At 75.6% G+C, this 15,627-nt stretch carries 15 protein-coding genes; 9 read left to right on the top strand and 6 right to left on the bottom strand.

Annotated features, from left to right (window positions below):
* Nucleotides 1–22 precede the first annotated feature (22 nt).
* A complete protein-coding gene (gene nhaA / locus GWJ10_RS01260) occupies nucleotides 23–1,438 on the bottom strand; it encodes a Na+/H+ antiporter NhaA (RefSeq protein ID WP_051876943.1) in 1,416 nt (471 codons plus the stop codon).
* 395 nt (nucleotides 1,439–1,833) lie between these two features.
* On the opposite strand from nhaA, the gene GWJ10_RS01265 reads away from it, so the two are divergent.
* From GWJ10_RS01265 to GWJ10_RS01280, 4 genes are all read left to right on the top strand, one after another.
* Nucleotides 1,834–2,313, top strand: coding sequence for a nucleoside deaminase (locus GWJ10_RS01265; protein ID WP_163184549.1), 480 nt, complete (start codon nucleotides 1,834–1,836; stop codon nucleotides 2,311–2,313).
* A gap of 58 nt (nucleotides 2,314–2,371) precedes the next feature.
* On the top strand, nucleotides 2,372–3,847 hold the full coding sequence (locus GWJ10_RS01270) for an NCS2 family permease (RefSeq protein ID WP_163184551.1): 1,476 nt from the start codon (nucleotides 2,372–2,374) through the stop codon (nucleotides 3,845–3,847).
* 101 nt (nucleotides 3,848–3,948) lie between these two features.
* Nucleotides 3,949–5,250, top strand: a complete 1,302-nt coding sequence (gene glp / locus GWJ10_RS01275; protein ID WP_241005617.1) for a gephyrin-like molybdotransferase Glp — start codon at nucleotides 3,949–3,951, stop codon at nucleotides 5,248–5,250.
* Nucleotides 5,247–5,696 carry a molybdenum cofactor biosynthesis protein MoaE gene (locus tag GWJ10_RS01280; RefSeq protein ID WP_082774251.1) on the top strand — a complete coding sequence of 150 codons (450 nt, stop codon included), beginning with the start codon at nucleotides 5,247–5,249 and terminating at the stop codon, nucleotides 5,694–5,696. The genes glp and GWJ10_RS01280 overlap by 4 nt, the downstream gene beginning before the upstream one ends.
* Nucleotides 5,697–5,860: 164 nt before the next feature.
* On the opposite strand, the gene GWJ10_RS01285 is transcribed toward GWJ10_RS01280, so the two are convergent.
* Together GWJ10_RS01285 and moaA are read right to left on the bottom strand one after the other, a co-directional pair.
* A complete protein-coding gene (locus tag GWJ10_RS01285) occupies nucleotides 5,861–6,133 on the bottom strand; it encodes a hypothetical protein (protein ID WP_163184555.1) in 273 nt (90 codons plus the stop codon).
* Between the two features lie 98 nt (nucleotides 6,134–6,231).
* Nucleotides 6,232–7,338, bottom strand: a complete 1,107-nt coding sequence (gene moaA / locus GWJ10_RS01290; RefSeq protein WP_163184557.1) for a GTP 3',8-cyclase MoaA — start codon at nucleotides 7,336–7,338, stop codon at nucleotides 6,232–6,234.
* A gap of 256 nt (nucleotides 7,339–7,594) precedes the next feature.
* Between moaA and GWJ10_RS01295 the strand changes: the two genes are divergently transcribed.
* Genes GWJ10_RS01295 through GWJ10_RS01305 form a run of 3 tightly spaced genes read left to right on the top strand, consistent with a single transcriptional unit; the run spans nucleotide 7,595 to nucleotide 12,704 of the window.
* On the top strand, nucleotides 7,595–8,869 hold the full coding sequence (locus GWJ10_RS01295; protein ID WP_163184559.1) for an XdhC/CoxI family protein: 1,275 nt from the start codon (nucleotides 7,595–7,597) through the stop codon (nucleotides 8,867–8,869).
* The gene (locus GWJ10_RS01300) at nucleotides 8,869–9,738 is read left to right on the top strand and encodes an FAD binding domain-containing protein (RefSeq protein ID WP_163184561.1); all 870 of its coding nucleotides are present in this window, start codon (nucleotides 8,869–8,871) and stop codon (nucleotides 9,736–9,738) included. Before GWJ10_RS01295 ends, GWJ10_RS01300 begins: the two co-directional genes overlap by 1 nt.
* Nucleotides 9,735–12,704 carry a molybdopterin cofactor-binding domain-containing protein gene (locus tag GWJ10_RS01305; protein ID WP_163184563.1) on the top strand — a complete coding sequence of 990 codons (2,970 nt, stop codon included), beginning with the start codon at nucleotides 9,735–9,737 and terminating at the stop codon, nucleotides 12,702–12,704. Before GWJ10_RS01300 ends, GWJ10_RS01305 begins: the two co-directional genes overlap by 4 nt.
* Before the next feature lie 51 nt (nucleotides 12,705–12,755).
* Here the strand turns inward: GWJ10_RS01305 and GWJ10_RS01310 are convergent, their stop codons facing one another.
* Entirely contained in the window at nucleotides 12,756–13,553 is a 798-nt protein-coding gene (locus tag GWJ10_RS01310; RefSeq protein ID WP_346773813.1) for a nucleotidyltransferase family protein, read from the bottom strand.
* On the opposite strand from GWJ10_RS01310, the gene GWJ10_RS01315 reads away from it, so the two are divergent.
* Nucleotides 13,546–13,746: a hypothetical protein gene (locus GWJ10_RS01315; RefSeq protein ID WP_163184565.1), complete on the top strand. Its 201-nt coding sequence runs from the start codon at nucleotides 13,546–13,548 to the stop codon at nucleotides 13,744–13,746. The two genes, GWJ10_RS01310 and GWJ10_RS01315, sit on opposite strands and share 8 nt — an antisense overlap.
* 5 nt (nucleotides 13,747–13,751) lie before the next feature.
* On the opposite strand, the gene GWJ10_RS01320 is transcribed toward GWJ10_RS01315, so the two are convergent.
* The gene (locus tag GWJ10_RS01320) at nucleotides 13,752–14,159 is read right to left on the bottom strand and encodes a helix-turn-helix domain-containing protein (protein ID WP_031316645.1); all 408 of its coding nucleotides are present in this window, start codon (nucleotides 14,157–14,159) and stop codon (nucleotides 13,752–13,754) included.
* A gap of 143 nt (nucleotides 14,160–14,302) precedes the next feature.
* Here GWJ10_RS01320 and GWJ10_RS01325 point away from each other — a divergent pair, with 143 nt between their 5' ends.
* On the top strand, nucleotides 14,303–15,181 hold the full coding sequence (locus GWJ10_RS01325) for an SDR family oxidoreductase (protein ID WP_163184567.1): 879 nt from the start codon (nucleotides 14,303–14,305) through the stop codon (nucleotides 15,179–15,181).
* A 51-nt stretch (nucleotides 15,182–15,232) separates the two neighbouring features.
* Here GWJ10_RS01325 and GWJ10_RS01330 read toward each other — a convergent pair whose 3' ends face one another.
* Entirely contained in the window at nucleotides 15,233–15,616 is a 384-nt protein-coding gene (locus GWJ10_RS01330) for a universal stress protein (RefSeq protein ID WP_034653722.1), read from the bottom strand.
* Nucleotides 15,617–15,627: the final 11 nt, after the last annotated feature.

Genomic DNA, 15,627 nt, shown 5'->3' on the forward strand with positions numbered 1-15,627 from the left:
TGCCGTGCGCTCGGGCGCGCGGTCACGTGGTCGCGGGCGGGTGCCAGGGGAGCGGCGGGAGCTCGGGCGGCGGGCCGTCCGCGCCGGGCGAGCACAGGGGCCAGCGCTCGCCGAAGAGCCGGAGCGCCACGGAGCCGAGCACGGCGGCGACGAGCGAGCCCGCGAGGATGCCGATCTTGGCCTGCTCGACGAGCGCCTCGTCGTCGAACGCGAGCTCGGCGATGAAGAGCGAGATGGTGAACCCGATGCCGGCGAGGATCGCCCCGCCGAGCAGGTGGGAGTACCGCACCCGCCCCGGGAGGTCGCCGAGGCCGAGGCGCAGGGCGAGCGTCGCGGCCCCGAAGATGCCGACGGCGTTGCCCACGACCAGCGCGACGGCGACGCCGATCGTCACGGGCGACGTGGCCGCCGCGCGCAGCGACTCGCCGTCGAGCTGCACGCCCGCGTTCGCGAGGCCGAAGACGGGCACGACGACGTACGCGCTCCACGGGTGCAGCACGCGCTGGAGGCGCTCGCTCGTGGGCACGGCCGCGCGCGCCGCGAGCTCGGTGAGGTGCTCGCGCTCCGCCGTCGTCTCCTGCGCGAGCCGCTTCGCGTACTTCGGCACGACGGCGACGTCCACGGGCCGCGACGAGCGCGACGGCACGAGCAGGCCCACGAGCACGCCCGCGAGCGTCGCGTGCACGCCCGACGCGTAGACCGCGCCCCACAGCGCGATCCCGGCGAGCGCGTACGGCGCCAGGCGCCAGACGCCGAGCCAGCGCAGCACGAGGATCACGACGACGAGCACGGCGGCGACGAGGAGGCCCGGGAGCCAGAGGTCGTCGGTGTAGAAGAGCGCCATGACGGTGATGGCGCCGATGTCGTCGACGACGGCGAGCGTGAGGAGGAAGAGCCGGAGCTGGTCGGGGCAGCGCGGCCCGAACAGGGCGAGGATGCCCACGAGGAACGCGGTGTCCGTCGACATGACGATGCCCCACCCGTGCTCCGCGGGAGACCCCGCGTTGAACGCGACGTAGATGAGCGCGGGCACCGCGAGGCCGCCCAGCGCGCCCAGCGCGGGGACGGCGACGGTGCGGCGGTTGCGGAGCTCGCCGCTCGTGACCTCGCGGTTGATCTCGAGGCCGATGACGAGGAAGAACACGGCCATCGCGGCGTCGTTGACCCAGTGGTGCAGGTCCATCTCGAACGCCCACGGCCCGACGCGCCAGCCCGCCTCCGTGGACCAGAGCGCGTCGTAGGCGCCCGACCACGCGGAGTTCGCCCACACGAGCGCGACGACCGTCGCGGCGAGGAGCAGGACGGCGCCGCCCGCCTCGGTCGCGAGGAACGAGCGCAGCGAGGGCGCCACGGGGCGGAGCTGGAAGCGCAGCGGCGGGCCCGGTCGGGCGGGGACGCGGACGACGGGGAGGGACGACGGCGGAGCGGGCTCGGTCACTGGGCCTCCGGGTGGGTCGGGACGGGGCGACGCCCCGGGCGTCGGACCTGCGCTGGGACAACTCTTCCGGGCGGCAGATCCTTCCGCAACAGACCTCGCGGGAGCATTGAGCGCGGGGCTCTGTTCGTCGACACATCCGCATATCGGAAAAGTTCTTCCGAAACTCTTGTGGCGTCCGTCACGCGCTGCTAGCGTCGAGCGTGCCAACGGCGGGCCCGGGCCGAGCGACACGCTCGGTGGTCGACACGTTCGATCCGACACCGGCAGCTACCTACCAGGCGGACGTGACAACTCGCCTGCAGCGGCCCGCCGGCCGCCTCCTCCCGGCTCACCGACGAGCCCGGACGCCGGAGGCGGAGCACCCGGCGTCGCTGCCCGAACCGTGGAGACTCCCCATGAACACTCTTGTCGTGGACACCGCACACCTGGACCGAGCCGTCGCCCTCGCGGTCGACAGCGTCGCGCACGCCGGAGGACCCTTCGGCGCCGTCGTCGTCACCGCCGACGGGCAGGTGTTCGAGGGCAACAACCGAGTCACGCAGGACAACGACCCGACCGCGCACGCCGAGGTCACCGCGATCCGGCGCGCGTGCGCCGCGCTCGGCACCTTCGACCTCACGGGCGCGACGCTCTACTCGAGCTGCGAGCCGTGCCCCATGTGCCTCGCGTCCGCCCTCTGGGCGCGCGTGCACGCCGTCCACTACGCCGCCGACCGGTACGACGCCGCGCGCGCCGGCTTCGACGACGCCGCCTTCTACGACTTCTTCGACGCCGACCCGGCCGACCGGGTCATGCAGGTCGTGCACGAGCGCACGGCCACCGCCACCGCGCCGTTCGACGCCTGGCGCGCCCTCGAGTCCCGGGTCGAGTACTGACGGCCGCGCGGCCGGTCAGTACCTCAGGAAAGGGCACAAGGACGTGACTCTCCTCGGCATGCGGCGGGAGACCGCCGGGAACGACGACGCACGCGGCACCGGACCGGCCCCCGGCCGGCTCGACCGCTTCTTCCGGATCACCGAGCGCGGCTCGACCACCGGGCGCGAGCTCCGCGGCGGGCTGGTGACCTTCTTCGCGATGGCGTACATCGTCATCCTCAACCCCCTCATCCTCGGCGGGACGAGCGCCGCGAACGCGCCCGTCGACGTCGCGGGCGGGTGGCTCCAGACGGCGCAGGTCGGCGCGATGACCGGCCTCGCCGCCGGCGGCCTGACCATCCTGTTCGGGCTCGTCGCGAACCTCCCGTTCGCGCTCGCGGCCGGGCTGGGCATCAACTCGTTCCTCGCGGTCGCCGTGATCGGCGACGTGACGTGGCCCGAGGCGATGGGGCTCGTGCTCGTCAACGGCCTGCTCATCGTGCTGCTCGCCGTGACGGGCGCGCGGTCGGCGATCTTCAACGCCGTCCCGCGCCAGCTCAAGGCGGCGATCACGGTGGGCATCGGCCTGTTCATCGCGTTCATCGGGTTCGTCGACGCGGGGTTCGTCACGCGCACCCCGGGCGGGCCGCCGGTCCAGCTCGGCGACGGCGGGTCGATCACCTCGGTCCCGACGCTCGTGTTCGTCGTCGGGCTGCTCACCATGGGCGTCCTCGTGGCGCGCAAGGTCAAGGGCGGGCTGCTCATCGGGCTCGTCGCGACGACCGTCGTGGCGATCGTCGCCGAGTCCGTGCTGCACCTCGGCCCGGCGTCGGAGACGAACCCCGGCGGCTGGCACCTCACCGTGCCGGCGATGCCGAGCTCGCTCGTCTCGGTGCCCGACCTCAGCCTGTTCGGGCAGCTCTCGTTCGGCGCGTTCGACCGGATCGGGGCGCTCGCGGCGACGATGCTCGTGTTCACGCTGTTCTTCACGAACTTCTTCGACGCGATGGGCACGATGACGGGGCTCGCCAAGCAGGGCGGTCTCGCCGACGCGGACGGCAACTTCCCGCGCATCAAGTCGGCGCTCGTCGTCGAGGGCGTGGGGGCGGTCGTTGGCGGCGCGACGTCGTCGTCGTCGAACACGGTGTTCGTCGACTCGGCGGCGGGCGTGGGCGAGGGGGCGCGGACGGGCCTCGCCTCGGTCGTCACGGGTGGGCTCTTCCTCGTCGCGATGTTCCTCACGCCGCTCACGGCGGTGGTGCCGATCGAGGTCGCGAGCGCGGTGCTCGTCGTCGTGGGCGCGATGATGATGGGCCAGATCAAGGAGATCGACCTCACCGACTTCACGGTGACGCTGCCGGTGTTCCTCACGATCGTGACGATGCCGCTCACGTACTCGATCGCGAACGGCATCGGCATCGGGTTCGTCACGTGGGTCCTGCTGCGGACCGCGTGCGGGAGGGCGCGCGACGTCCACCCGCTGCTGTGGGTGGTCGCGGCCGGGTTCGTCGTGTACTTCGTGCGCGGTCCGCTCACCGCGGCCGTGGGAGGCTGAGCCTCGACATCGACCGCACGGCCGACGGGTCGCCCGCTCCTGGGGGTGGCCCGTCGGCGTGCGGGGAGCGGGAAGGGCGAGGCATGGCAAGAACAGCACGGGTGAGCGTCGACGAGCACCGCGCGGACGTCGCGGCCCTCCTCGCACCCCTCGTGGACGCGGCCCGACGCCGCGCCCGCACCGAGGACGTCGACCTCGCCGACGCGCTCGGCCGGGTCCTCGCGGGGGACCTCGTCGCGCCCGTCGCCGTCCCGCTGTTCCGCAACGCGCAGATGGACGGGTACGCCGTCCGCGCCGCGGACGTCGCCGACGCGCGGGGGGACGCGCCCGTCCGGCTGGCCGTGGTCGCCGAGATCGCGGCGGCGCCGGGCGTCCCGCCCCGGCTCGCGCCGGGCACGGCTGCCCGCATCATGACGGGCGCGCCCGTGCCCGAGGGGGCGGACGCCGTCGTGCCCGTCGAGGACACCGCGACCGGGACGTTCGCCCGCACGCCCGCGGGCACGGCGCGCGCGGGCGTCACCGACCCGGCGGCCGGACAGGCCTCCACGACGCCGGCCGACCCGGAGTCCGTCGAGGTCCGGGTGCCGCGGGCGGCGGGCGACTTCGTGCGCGAGGCGGGCTCCGACGTCCGCCCGGGCGACGCCCTGCTGACCGACGGGACCGTCCTCGCGCCGCACCACCTCGCGGCCGCCGCGGCGTGCGGGGTCGGGCGCGTCCGGGTCGTCGCACGTCCGCGGGTCGCGGTCCTGTCGACCGGGTCGGAGCTCGTCGGCCCGGGGGAGGCCCCGGGACCCGGGCAGGTCTTCGACGCCAACGCCGACGCGCTCGGCGCCGCCGTGCGGCGCGCGGGGGGCGACGTGGCGCTCACGGCCCGCTGTGGCGACGACGCCGAGCGGTTCGCCGCCGTGCTCGCCGAGGCCGCTGCGGTCGCGGACCTCGTCGTGACGTCGGGAGGCGTGTCGCAGGGCGCGTACGAGGTGGTCAAGGACGTCCTCGGCGGCGGTGCGTCGTCGGACGTGACGTTCCGCTCCGTCGCGATGCAGCCGGGCGGGCCGCAGGGGTTCGGCACCGTGGACGGGACGCCCGTGCTCACGTTCCCGGGCAACCCGGTGAGCGCGCAGGTTTCGTTCGCGATGTTCCTGCGCGAGCCGCTCGAGCGGGCCGCGGGGCTGCCCGGCGTCGAGCGCGTGCGCGCGGCGGTGCTCGCCGAGCCGCTGACGTCGCCCGCGGGCAAGCGGCAGCTCCTGCGAGGCGCGACCGGCCCCGGGGGCACGGTGCGCGTCGTCGGGGGAGCGGGCTCCCACCTGGTCGCGTCGATGGCGCGCGCGGACGTGCTCGTGGACGTCCCGGCCGACGTGACAGAGTGGGACGCCGGGACCGAGGTGGAGGTGCGGGAGCTGTGACGCAGACGACGGACGGCGGCGCGCCGCCCACGGACCCCAGCCGTGTGACGACGGACGTGCTCGACGACGCCGTGTCGCGCGCCGTCGAGGACGCCGTCGGGGGCCCCGAGTGCGGGGCCGTCGTGACGTTCCGCGGCGTGGTCCGCGACGTCGACGGCGGCCGGGGCGTGACGCGGCTCGACTACGAGGCGCACCCCGACGCCACGGCCGTGATCCGGCGCTGCGTCGCGGACGTGGCGGCCGAGACGGGGCTGCGGGTCGCCGCGGTCCACCGGTACGGCAGTCTGGGGATCGGCGACGTCGCGCTCGTCGCGGCGGCCGCCGCGGGCCACCGCCGGGAGGCGTTCGAGGCCTGCTCGCTGCTCGTCGAGCGCATCAAGGCCGAGGTGCCGATCTGGAAGCGCCAGCACTTCGACGACGGCGTCTCGGAGTGGGTCGGGCTGTAGGACGCGACCCTGGACCGCCCGCGAGACGACGAGAGGCGAGAAGTGGCCCCCGGCCGGAGCCGGGGAGGGGCCACTTCTCGCCTCTCGTGAGCAGTCTGATCCGCCGGGCGACGACGATGTCGGGCGGGGACCCGGCCGTGCGGGCCGGGAGGGGGAGGGTCGGGTCAGCGCTCGGCGGGGCGGTTGTCGAGCAGCATGCCGATGCCGAGGCCGACGGCGGTGCCGAGGACGAGGCCGAACCAGCTGAGCACGACGACCCCGACGACGGCGCCGACGGCCGCGCCCAGGACGCTCTTGGTGCCGGCCTTCCAGGCGGCGGAACGCTCGTCGGTGCGGTAGATCGGGAGCGCGGACGCGGCGTTGTCCTGGGTCGTCGAGGACGCGCCGGAGATCGAGGAGGAGGGGCGGTTGGTGGGTGCAGGAGAGATCGTCGTCACGACATCCATGGTAGGAAGAGACGGCAGCTCTGACCTGGGCTGATGCACCGAGGTGACCGGCTTCACCCTATGATCTGCGCCACCGCCGGCCGCCCGCCTCAGCCGCCGATCGCGCCCATGCTGCGTGTCGTCGCCGCGAAGGCGTCGGCGGCGAGCGTCGGGGCGTCGCTGCCGTGCGCGAGCGGCTTGCGCCACATCGCGCCCTGCCACGCGCGGGCGAGGGCGTCGTCGCGCTCGTCCTCGGCGAGGTCCGCAGAGCGCAGGATCGCGCGCAGGTCGGTCTCGTCGTCGCCGAACAGGCACGAGCGCACGGTGCCCTCGGCGGTGAGCCGGGTGCGGTCGCACGCGCTGCAGAACGAGCGCGTGACGGAGGCGATGACGCCGACCGTCTGGGGTCCGCCGTCCACGAGCCACTCCTCGGCGGGCGCCGACGGGTCGTCGCGCCCGACCTCGAGCAGGTCGAAGCGGGTGCCCAGCACGGCCAGGAGGTCCGTCGCCGACACGAGGTCGGCGCGCGTCCAGCGCCCGTCGGCGTCGAGCGGCATCTGCTCGATGAACCGCAGGTGGCAGCCGTGCTCGACGGCCCACGCGAGGAGGTCGGCCGCGCCCGCCAGAGTCTCGGGCATGAGGACGGCGTTGAGCTTCACCGGCGCGAGGCCGGCGTCGAGCGCGGCGCGGATCCCGGCGAGCACGTCGGGGAGGCGGTCGCGCCGGGTGAGGCGCGCGAAGTGCGCGCGGTCGACCGAGTCGAGGGAGATGTTCACGCGGTCGAGCCCGGCGTCGACGAGCCCGCGGACGCGCTTGTCGAGGCCGATCGCGTTGGTCGTCAGCGAGAGGGACACGCTCGGCGCGGCGTCGCGCGCGGCGCGCAGGATGTCGGCGAGGTCGTTCCGCAGGAGCGGCTCGCCGCCGGTGAACCGGACGTCGGTGATGCCGAGCCGCTCCACCGCGACCCGCACGACCCGGCCGATCTCGTCGGGCGTGAGCAGGTCCTCGCGGGGGATCGCGGGCAGCCCTTCGGCGGGCATGCAGTACGTGCACCGCAGCGAGCACTTCTCGGTGACGGAGATGCGCAGGTCGCGCGCCACGCGGCCGTACCGGTCGACGAGCGCGTCGGTCGCCGGGCGGGCCGGGTCCAGGTCGTCCGGGGCGCCGGAGGGCACGGCGGGCCGCACCCTGGGCATCCCGAGCGAGACGGCGGTCATGGGCCGATCGTAGTCGTCCGTCCCTCCGGGACGGTGACCTGCGCCTCACCGCGTGCTAGCGTGGAGTCCGTCGAGTGGAACTGCAATTCCATTAGACGGAACTTCTCTCCGTGGGTCGGAGGGGGTCCACGGCGGATTCAAGCCCTGTGTTTCGGGCGCGTCACAGCGGACGCGGGCCAGGACACGCAGGGGACTCACCGCAAGGGTTCACTGGAAGGACGCCGGTACGCCGGCACCCTGCGGAAGCGAGGCCACGATGCTCCACATCGTCGACCGGCTCGCCCCCTGGCTCGGTCCGGGGCAGCCGCCCTTCGCCGTGGCGACCGTGGTCGCCGCGTCGGGGTCCGTGCCGCGCCCGGTCGGCACCGCGATGGCGGTCCGCGCCGACGGCGCCGTGCTCGGCAGCCTGTCCGGCGGGTGCGTCGAGGGCGCCGTCCACGCCGCGGCGCTCGACGCGATCGCGTCCGGCACGAGCCACCGCGAGACGTTCGGGTACAGCGACGACGACGCGTTCGCCGTCGGGCTGAGCTGCGGCGGGACGCTCGACGTCCACGTCCAGCCCGTGCTCCCCGACGACGACGCGACGCGCGCCCTGCACGCGCTCGCGGCGCGAGCCGAGCCCGCCCCGCCCGTGGCGCTCGTCCGCCGCATCGACGGCGGCGCGCGCACGGCCGTCGTCGTGGACGACCCGAACGCCGCCGACGAGGCAGCGGTCGCCCGGGCGCTGCGCGGCCTCGTCGGGCCCGACAGCCTGACCGCCGCCGCGGCGCAGGTCGTGGCGGTGCTGCGCGCGGGCGGCACGGCGACCGTGCACGCGGCGCACGGCGGCCCGGGCGCGGCGCCGTCGCCGTCGCCTTCGGAGGGGTGCGCCGCCGCGCCGGCCCCGGCAGGAGCAGCCGCCGACGCGTGCGACGCGGCCGAGCCCGTCACGCTGCTCGTCGAGACGCGGCTGCCCGCGCCGCGCTTCCTCGTGTGCGGGGCCAACGACTTCGCGGGCGCGCTCGTGCGGCACGTCCGGCTCCTCGGCTACCGCGTGACGCTCGTCGACGCGCGCGAGGTGTTCGCCGACCCGCGCCGCTTCCCCGAGGCGGAGGTCGTCGTCGAGTGGCCCGACCGCTACCTCGCCGCCGAGGCCGCCGCGGGCCGGCTCGACGCACGGACCGCCGTCGCCGTCCTCACGCACGACGCGAAGTTCGACGTGCCGCTCCTGCGGCTCGCGCTGGACCTGCCGCTCGCGTACGTCGGCGCGATGGGCTCGCGCCGCTCGCACGCCCAGCGCGTCGCCGCGTTGCGCGCCGAGGGCGTGGGCGAGGCCGCGCTCGCGCGCCTGCGGTCGCCCATCGGGCTCGACCTCGGCGCCGTCACGCCCGAGGAGGTCGCCGTCTCCATCACCGCGGAGCTCGTCGCCACCCGGCACGGGCGCTCCGCCGTCGTCCCGCTCAGCAGCAGCTCGGGCCCGCTCCACGCGGAGCCCGCAGCACGACCGGACGGTGCACCGACGCACCGCCCCCACCCCGAGGAGGCCCCCTGATGGACCTGGGCACCGTCACCGACCTCGTCCCGACCGCCGACCCCGCCGACTGGCGCGAGGGCGACGCGTGGCTCGCGGGCGGGACCGTCCTGTTCTCCTACGGCAGCGAGACTCTCCGGCGCCTGCTCGACCTGACGAGCGCGGGGTGGCCCGCGCTGACCGTCACCGACGAGGGCCTCGAGATCGCCGCGACGTGCACCGTCGCCGAGCTGTGGGCGTTCGAGGAGAGCGCGCAGGCCGCGTCCGTGCGCGACCGGTGGCGCGCGCTGGACCTCGTGCGGCCGTGCTGCGACAGCTTCGTCGCGTCGTTCAAGATCTGGAACACGTCGACCGTCGGGGGCAACGTCTGCACGTCCCTGCCGGCCGGGCCGATGATCTCGCTCACCGCGGCGCTCGACGGCGTCGCGGAGGTCTGGGGGCCGGGCGGCACCCGTCGGGAGCAGCCCGTCGTCGACCTCGTCACGGGCGAGCTGCGCAACACGCTCGCGCCCGGGGAGCTCCTGCGCGCGATCCGTCTGCCGGACCACGCGCTGCGCTCGCGGACGGCGTTCCGCCGCCTGTCCCTGTCCAACCTCGGGCGCTCCGGCGTGCTGCTCGTCGGCCGGGTCGACCCGCCCGACGCCGGGGGCACGTTCGTCCTCACGGTCACCGCCTCGACGCGCCGCCCCGTGCAGCTCCGCTTCGCGGCGGACACGTTGCCCACGGCCGCCGACCTCGTCGCCACGCTCGACGCCGCGGTCCCCGCCGACCTCTACCACGACGACATCCACGGGCTGCCCGAGTGGCGCCGGGACATGACCTACCGCCTCGGCGAGCAGATCCGCGCGGAGCTCGTCGACGGCACGACCTCGGACGGAGGCCTCCGATGACGACGACGCCCGCCCCGCACCCGGCCCCGCCGGTGACGATCGACGGCCGCACGGCCCGCACCGAGCCCCGCGCGGGCCAGTGCCTGCGCACGTACCTGCGCGAGCAGGGCGCGCTCGGCGTGAAGAAGGGGTGCGACGGCGGCGACTGCGGCGCGTGCACCGTGCACGTCGACGGCGTCCCGGTGCACTCGTGCGTCTACCCCGCGCGGCGCGCGGCGGGCCACGAGGTGACGACGATCCAGGGGCTCGCGGCGACGTCGTGCCCGGGCGGTGCCGCCGGGGACGAGCCGGCGGGCGCGTGCGACCACGGCCCGCAGGACGCGCTGCACCCGGTGCAGCAGCAGTTCCTCGACGCGCAGGGCTTCCAGTGCGGGTTCTGCACCGCCGGGATGATCATGACCGCCGCGACGTTCGACGACGCGCAGCGCGAGAACCTGCCGCGCAACCTCAAGGGCAACCTGTGCCGCTGCACGGGGTACCGCGCGATCGAGGACGCGGTCCTCGGGCGCGGCGACACGACCGGGACCGCGCCGGGCACGGGCGAGCGTGCGCCGTCGGGCGGCGACCGGGCCTCTACCTCGCCGGACCGGGGCTCTACCTCGGCGGGGGAGGGCTCTGGCGAGGCGGGCCGGGCGTTCGGGCGCGACGTGCCCGCGCCCGCGGGCCGGGGGATCGTCACCGGGACGGTGCGGTACACGCTCGACGTGGACCCGGCCGACTACCCGGGCCTGCTCCACCTCAAGCTCGTGCGGTCGCCGCACGCGCACGCGCGCGTGGTCGCGATCGACACGACGGACGCGCTCGCGGTGCCCGGGGTGCACGCCGTGCTCACGCACGAGGACGCGCCCGCGACGCGGTTCTCGACCGCGCAGCACGAGCTGTTCACCGACGACCCCGACGACACGCGGATCCTCGACGACGTCGTGCGGCACGTCGGCCAGCGGGTCGCGGCCGTCGTCGCCGAGACCGTCGCCGCCGCCGAGGAGGGGGTGCGTCGGGTCCGCGTCGAGTACGCGCCGCTGCCCGCCGTCGTCGACCCGGAGGAGGCCATGGCGCCGGGGGCGCCGCTCGTGCACCCCGAGCTCGACGCCGCCGCCGCGCGCGTCTCGCGGCCGGAGGCGAACGTCGTCGCCGAGGTGCACAGCGAGCTCGGCGACGTCGAGCGCGGGCTCGCGGAGGCCGACGTCGTGCACGAGGCCACGTACCGCACCCACCGCGTGCAGCACGCCGCGCTCGAGACGCACTGCGCCGTCGCGTCCCTCGACGACGACGGGCGGCTCGTCGTGCGGTCGTCCACGCAGGTCCCGTTCCTCGCGCGCCGCCACCTGGCGCGCGTCCTCGACCTCGACCCGGAGCGCGTGCGCGTGCACTGCGAGCGCGTGGGCGGCGGGTTCGGCGGCAAGCAGGAGGTGCTCACGGAGGACGTCGTCGCGCTCGCGACCCTGCGGCTCGGCCGGCCCGTGCAGCTCGAGCTCACGCGCCGCGAGCAGTTCGTCGGCACGACGACGCGCCACCCGTTCCGCATCCGCGTGCGCGCGGGCGCGCGCCGCGACGGCACCCTCACGGCGCTGCACCTCGACGTCCTCAGCAACACCGGGGCGTACGGGAACCACGGCCCGGGCGTCATGTTCCACGGGTGCGGCGAGTCCCTCGCCGTCTACCGGTGCGACAACAAGAAGGTCGACGCCCACTGCGTCTACACGAACACGGTGCCCGCGGGCGCGTTCCGCGGGTACGGGCTGTCGCAGATGATCTTCGCCGTCGAGTCCGCGGTCGACGAGCTCGCGCGGCAGCTCGGCATGGACCCGGTCGAGCTGCGGCGCCGCAACGTCGTGCGCGACGGCGACCCCATGCTCTCCACGCACCCGACGCCCGAGGAGGACGTGCTCTACGGCAGCTACGGGCTCGACCAGTGCCTCGACCTGGCCGCCGACGCGCTCGCGCGCGGCCGGGCGCGCGACGTCGCCGCGTACGGCGCGCGCGCCGGGTCGGGGCCGGACGTGCTCCCGGACCTCGGCCCGGAGTGGGGCGTCGGGGAGGGGACGGCGCTGTCCATGATCGACACCGTCCCGCCCCGCGGGCACTATTCGCACGCGCGCGTGCGGCTGCGGCCGGACGGGGTCGTCGAGGCCGAGGTCGGGACCGCCGAGTTCGGCAACGGCACGACGACCGTCCACGCGCAGCTCGTCGCGAGCGCGCTCGGGCAGGACGCCGCCGACGTCGTCGTGCGGCAGTCCGACACCGACCTCGTCGAGCACGACACCGGGGCGTTCGGCTCCACCGGCACGGTCGTCGCGGGCAAGGCGTCGCTCGCCGCCGCGCAGGACCTGGCCGAGGCGGTGCTCAAGGTCGCGGCCGGGGTCGCGGGCGCCGCGCCCGGCGACTGCCGGCTCGTGCCCGGCGGCGTCGACTGCGCCGGGACGGTGCTGCCGCTGGCCGACGTCGCGCGCGCCGCCGACGACGCCGGGATCGCGCTCGTCGCCGAGGGTCGCTGGGGTGGCACCCCGCGCTCGGTCGCGTTCAACGTCCACGGCTTCCGCGTCGCGGTGCACCGCGGGACGGGGGAGATCCGCATCCTCCAGTCCGTCCAGGCCGCCGACGCCGGGGAGGTCGTCAACCCCCGCCAGTGCCGCGGCCAGGTCGAGGGCGGCATCGCCCAGGCCCTCGGCGCGGCGCTCTACGAGAACGTGGTGGTCGACGAGACGGGCCGCGTGACGACGGACATCTTCCGCCAGTACCACCTGCCCACGTTCGCGGACACCCCGCGCAGCGAGGTCTACTTCGCGCGGACGTCGGACACGGTCGGCCCGATGGGCGCGAAGTCGATGAGCGAGAGCCCGTTCAACCCCGTCGCACCCGCGCTCGCCAACGCGATTCGCGCCGCGACGGGCGTGCGGTTCACCGAGCTCCCGCTCGCGCGCGACCGCGTCTACCTGGGCATCAAGGCCGCCGCCTCCACCCGCTGAGTGCGGGAAGCAGTCCCGTCCGACGCCGGTCGGCGCGACTGCTTCCCGCACTCAGCGAGGCGTGGGGTCGTCCAGGAGGGCGAGGTCGGCCGCGGTGTCGAGGTCGCGGCCGTCGCCCGGGTGCTCGACGACGTCGACCAGGTCGGCGTGGGCGCGCAGGAAGTCGCGCGCTCCGTGGTCGCCGCGGGCGCTCGCGGCGGCGGGCCCCGCGAGCGCGGCGTCGAGGACGAGCGGGTGCGCCCACCGAGGGCGGTCCGCCCCCGCAGCGTCCTCCGCGGCGCCCCCGGCGAGCCACCGCGACGCGGTCACGCGCCCGGGGCGGTGCGCGGCGAGGAGGCGCGCGACGTCGTCGGGCCCGACGCCGGGCTGGTCCACGTGCGCGACGACGACCCGGGCGGGGGCGCGGCCGAGAGCGGAGGCGACGCCGACGCGCAGGGACGATGCCATCCCGGTGGCCCAGTCGGGGTTGTCGACGACGCGCACCCCGGGCCCGTCGAGCGACGACCCGGCCCGCACGCGCGCGGCCTCGGCGCCGAGCACCACGACGACGGCGTCGCACCCGCCCGCGAGCAGGGTCGCCGTCGCGTGCTCGACGAGCGCCGCGCCACGGTGGGGGAGCAGCGCCTTGGGCCCGCGCCCGAGGCGCGTCCCGGCCCCGGCCGCGAGGAGGACGGCGACGGTGGGTGTCGCGGGCGCGGTCGTCGGCGGCTTCGGCACCTGGCCAGGATAGGTCGCCGCCGACCCGGGGTCGGCGGCCACCGCGACACGGCGGGACGTCGAGCGCGACATCGGCGGTGACGAGCAGCGGGCGGCGTCGGTCCGCACCGCGTACGCCGACGTGATGTTCAAGCTCGTGCTCCTGCCGCTGTGGGTCGCGACGTACGTCTACGCGGGCAGGCAGTGGCAGGTGATGGTCAAGGCGAACACGGGACAGGTGGTCGGGCGGCGTCCCTACAGCGTCGGCAAGATCGTGCTCGCGGTCGTCGCGGGCCTGCTCGTGGTCGCCGCGCTCGTCTGGTGGTACGTGCGCTCGCAGACGTGAGCTGGTCAGTCCCGGCGCGCGTCGTACGCGCGCTGGGACGCCGACACCTCGTCGACCGCGCCCTCGAGGACGTCGATGAGCCCCGAGAGGCTGTCCGCGACGCGGCGCCCGAGGTCGGTGAGGGAGTACTCGACGTGGGGCGGGATGCTCGCCCGCACCTCGCGCACGACGATGCCGTCGCGCTCGAGGGACTGGAGGGTCTGCGCGAGCATCTTCTCGCTGACCCCGTCGATGCGGCGGCGGAGCGCGTTGAAGCGCACCGCGCCGTCGCGCAGGCCCGCGACCGTGAGCACGCCCCAGCGCCCGGTCACGGCCTCGAGCACGTGGCGCGAGGTGCAGCCGCGCTGGAAGACGTCGGCCACCATCGCGTCGGTGGGTCCGGTGTCCTCCGCGGGGCGGGCGTCGGTCGTCATCGCCCCAGGATACGGCGCGCTCGCGCGGACAGCACTGTGAGATTGAACGCACTCGCCTCTGGTTGGCACTTACGAAAAGTAAGCGCATGCTGGTGGTCGTGCGGCCGACCGGCCGCGCTCCCCGCACTCGAAGGAGCCCGCGCATGTCCATCGCCGTCACCGGAGCCAGCGGCCACCTCGGCCGCCTCGTCGTCGAGTCCCTCCTCGCCCGCGGGGCCGACGTGTCCCAGGTCGTCGCGCTCGCGCGCACGACCGCCAAGGTCGCGGACCTCGCCGACCGCGGCGTCGAGGTCCGCGAGGCCGACTACGCACGGCCCGAGACGCTCGCCCCGGCGCTCGCCGGGGTGGACGTCCTCGTGCTCGTCTCCGGCTCCGAGGTGGGGCAGCGCGTCGAGCAGCACCGCAACGTCGTCGACGCCGCGCAGGCCGCCGGGGTCGCGCGTGTCGTCTACACGAGCGCGCCGCACGCGACGACGTCCGCGCTCGTCCTCGCGCCCGAGCACAAGGCGACCGAGGAGCTCCTCGCCGCCTCGGGTCTCGCCACGACGGTGCTGCGCAACAACTGGTACACCGAGAACTACGTCGGCGACGTGCTCGGCGCGCGCGAGTCCGGCGAGATCGTCGCGAGCGTGGGCGACGGCCGCGTCGCGAGCGCGAGCCGCGCGGACTTCGCCGAGGCGGCGGCCGTCGTCGCGCTCGCCGCGCACGAGGACGCGTCCGCGCACGCGGGCGCCGTGTACGAGCTGAGCGGTGACGTCGCGTGGACGTACGACGACCTTGCCGCCGCGGCCGCCGAGGTGCTCGGGCGCCCCGTCGTCTACCGGCGCGTGTCGCCCGACGAGCACCGCGCGCTCCTGCTGGGCGCCGGCCTGGACGAGGGGACGGCGGGGTTCGTCGTCGCGCTGGACGGCAACATCCGCGACGGCCTGCTCGCCGAGGTCACCGAGGACCTGCGCCGGCTCCTGGGTCGCCCGACGACGCCGCTCGTCGACGGGCTGCGCGCCGCCGTCGCGCAGGGCTGAGCCGGACGGCGCGGCCGTCCGGGCGACCGGGCGGCCGCGCGACGGCGTCCGTCAGTGGGACGCCTTGACGACGAGCACGGGGACGGGCGAGTCGAGCAGGACGCGCTGCGTGGTGCTGCCGAGCAGGAACTTGCCGACGGGTGAGCGCTTGCGCGCCCCCACGACGACGAGGTCGGGGGTCGTGCGCTCGGCCTCGTCGATGATCGCCTCGGCCGGGTCGCGGTGCTCGGGGCGGTACGACACCTCGGGGCGCGCGACCTGGGCGGGGAGCGTGTCGAGCAGGTGGGCGAGGCTCGCGGGGACGCCCGCGTCGGCGTCCTGCGGCGTGAGCACGAGGACCGCGAGCGCGGTCGAGCGGTGGACCGCCTCGGCGACGGCCGCCCGGAATGCGGTCTCGCCCTGCGGGGAGTCGTTGTACGCCACGAGGACGGTCATCGCGCGGGCCC

This window comes from Cellulosimicrobium sp. SL-1, from assembly GCF_011033075.1.
In the GTDB taxonomy this organism is placed as follows: Bacteria; Actinomycetota; Actinomycetes; order Actinomycetales; family Cellulomonadaceae; genus Cellulosimicrobium; species Cellulosimicrobium funkei.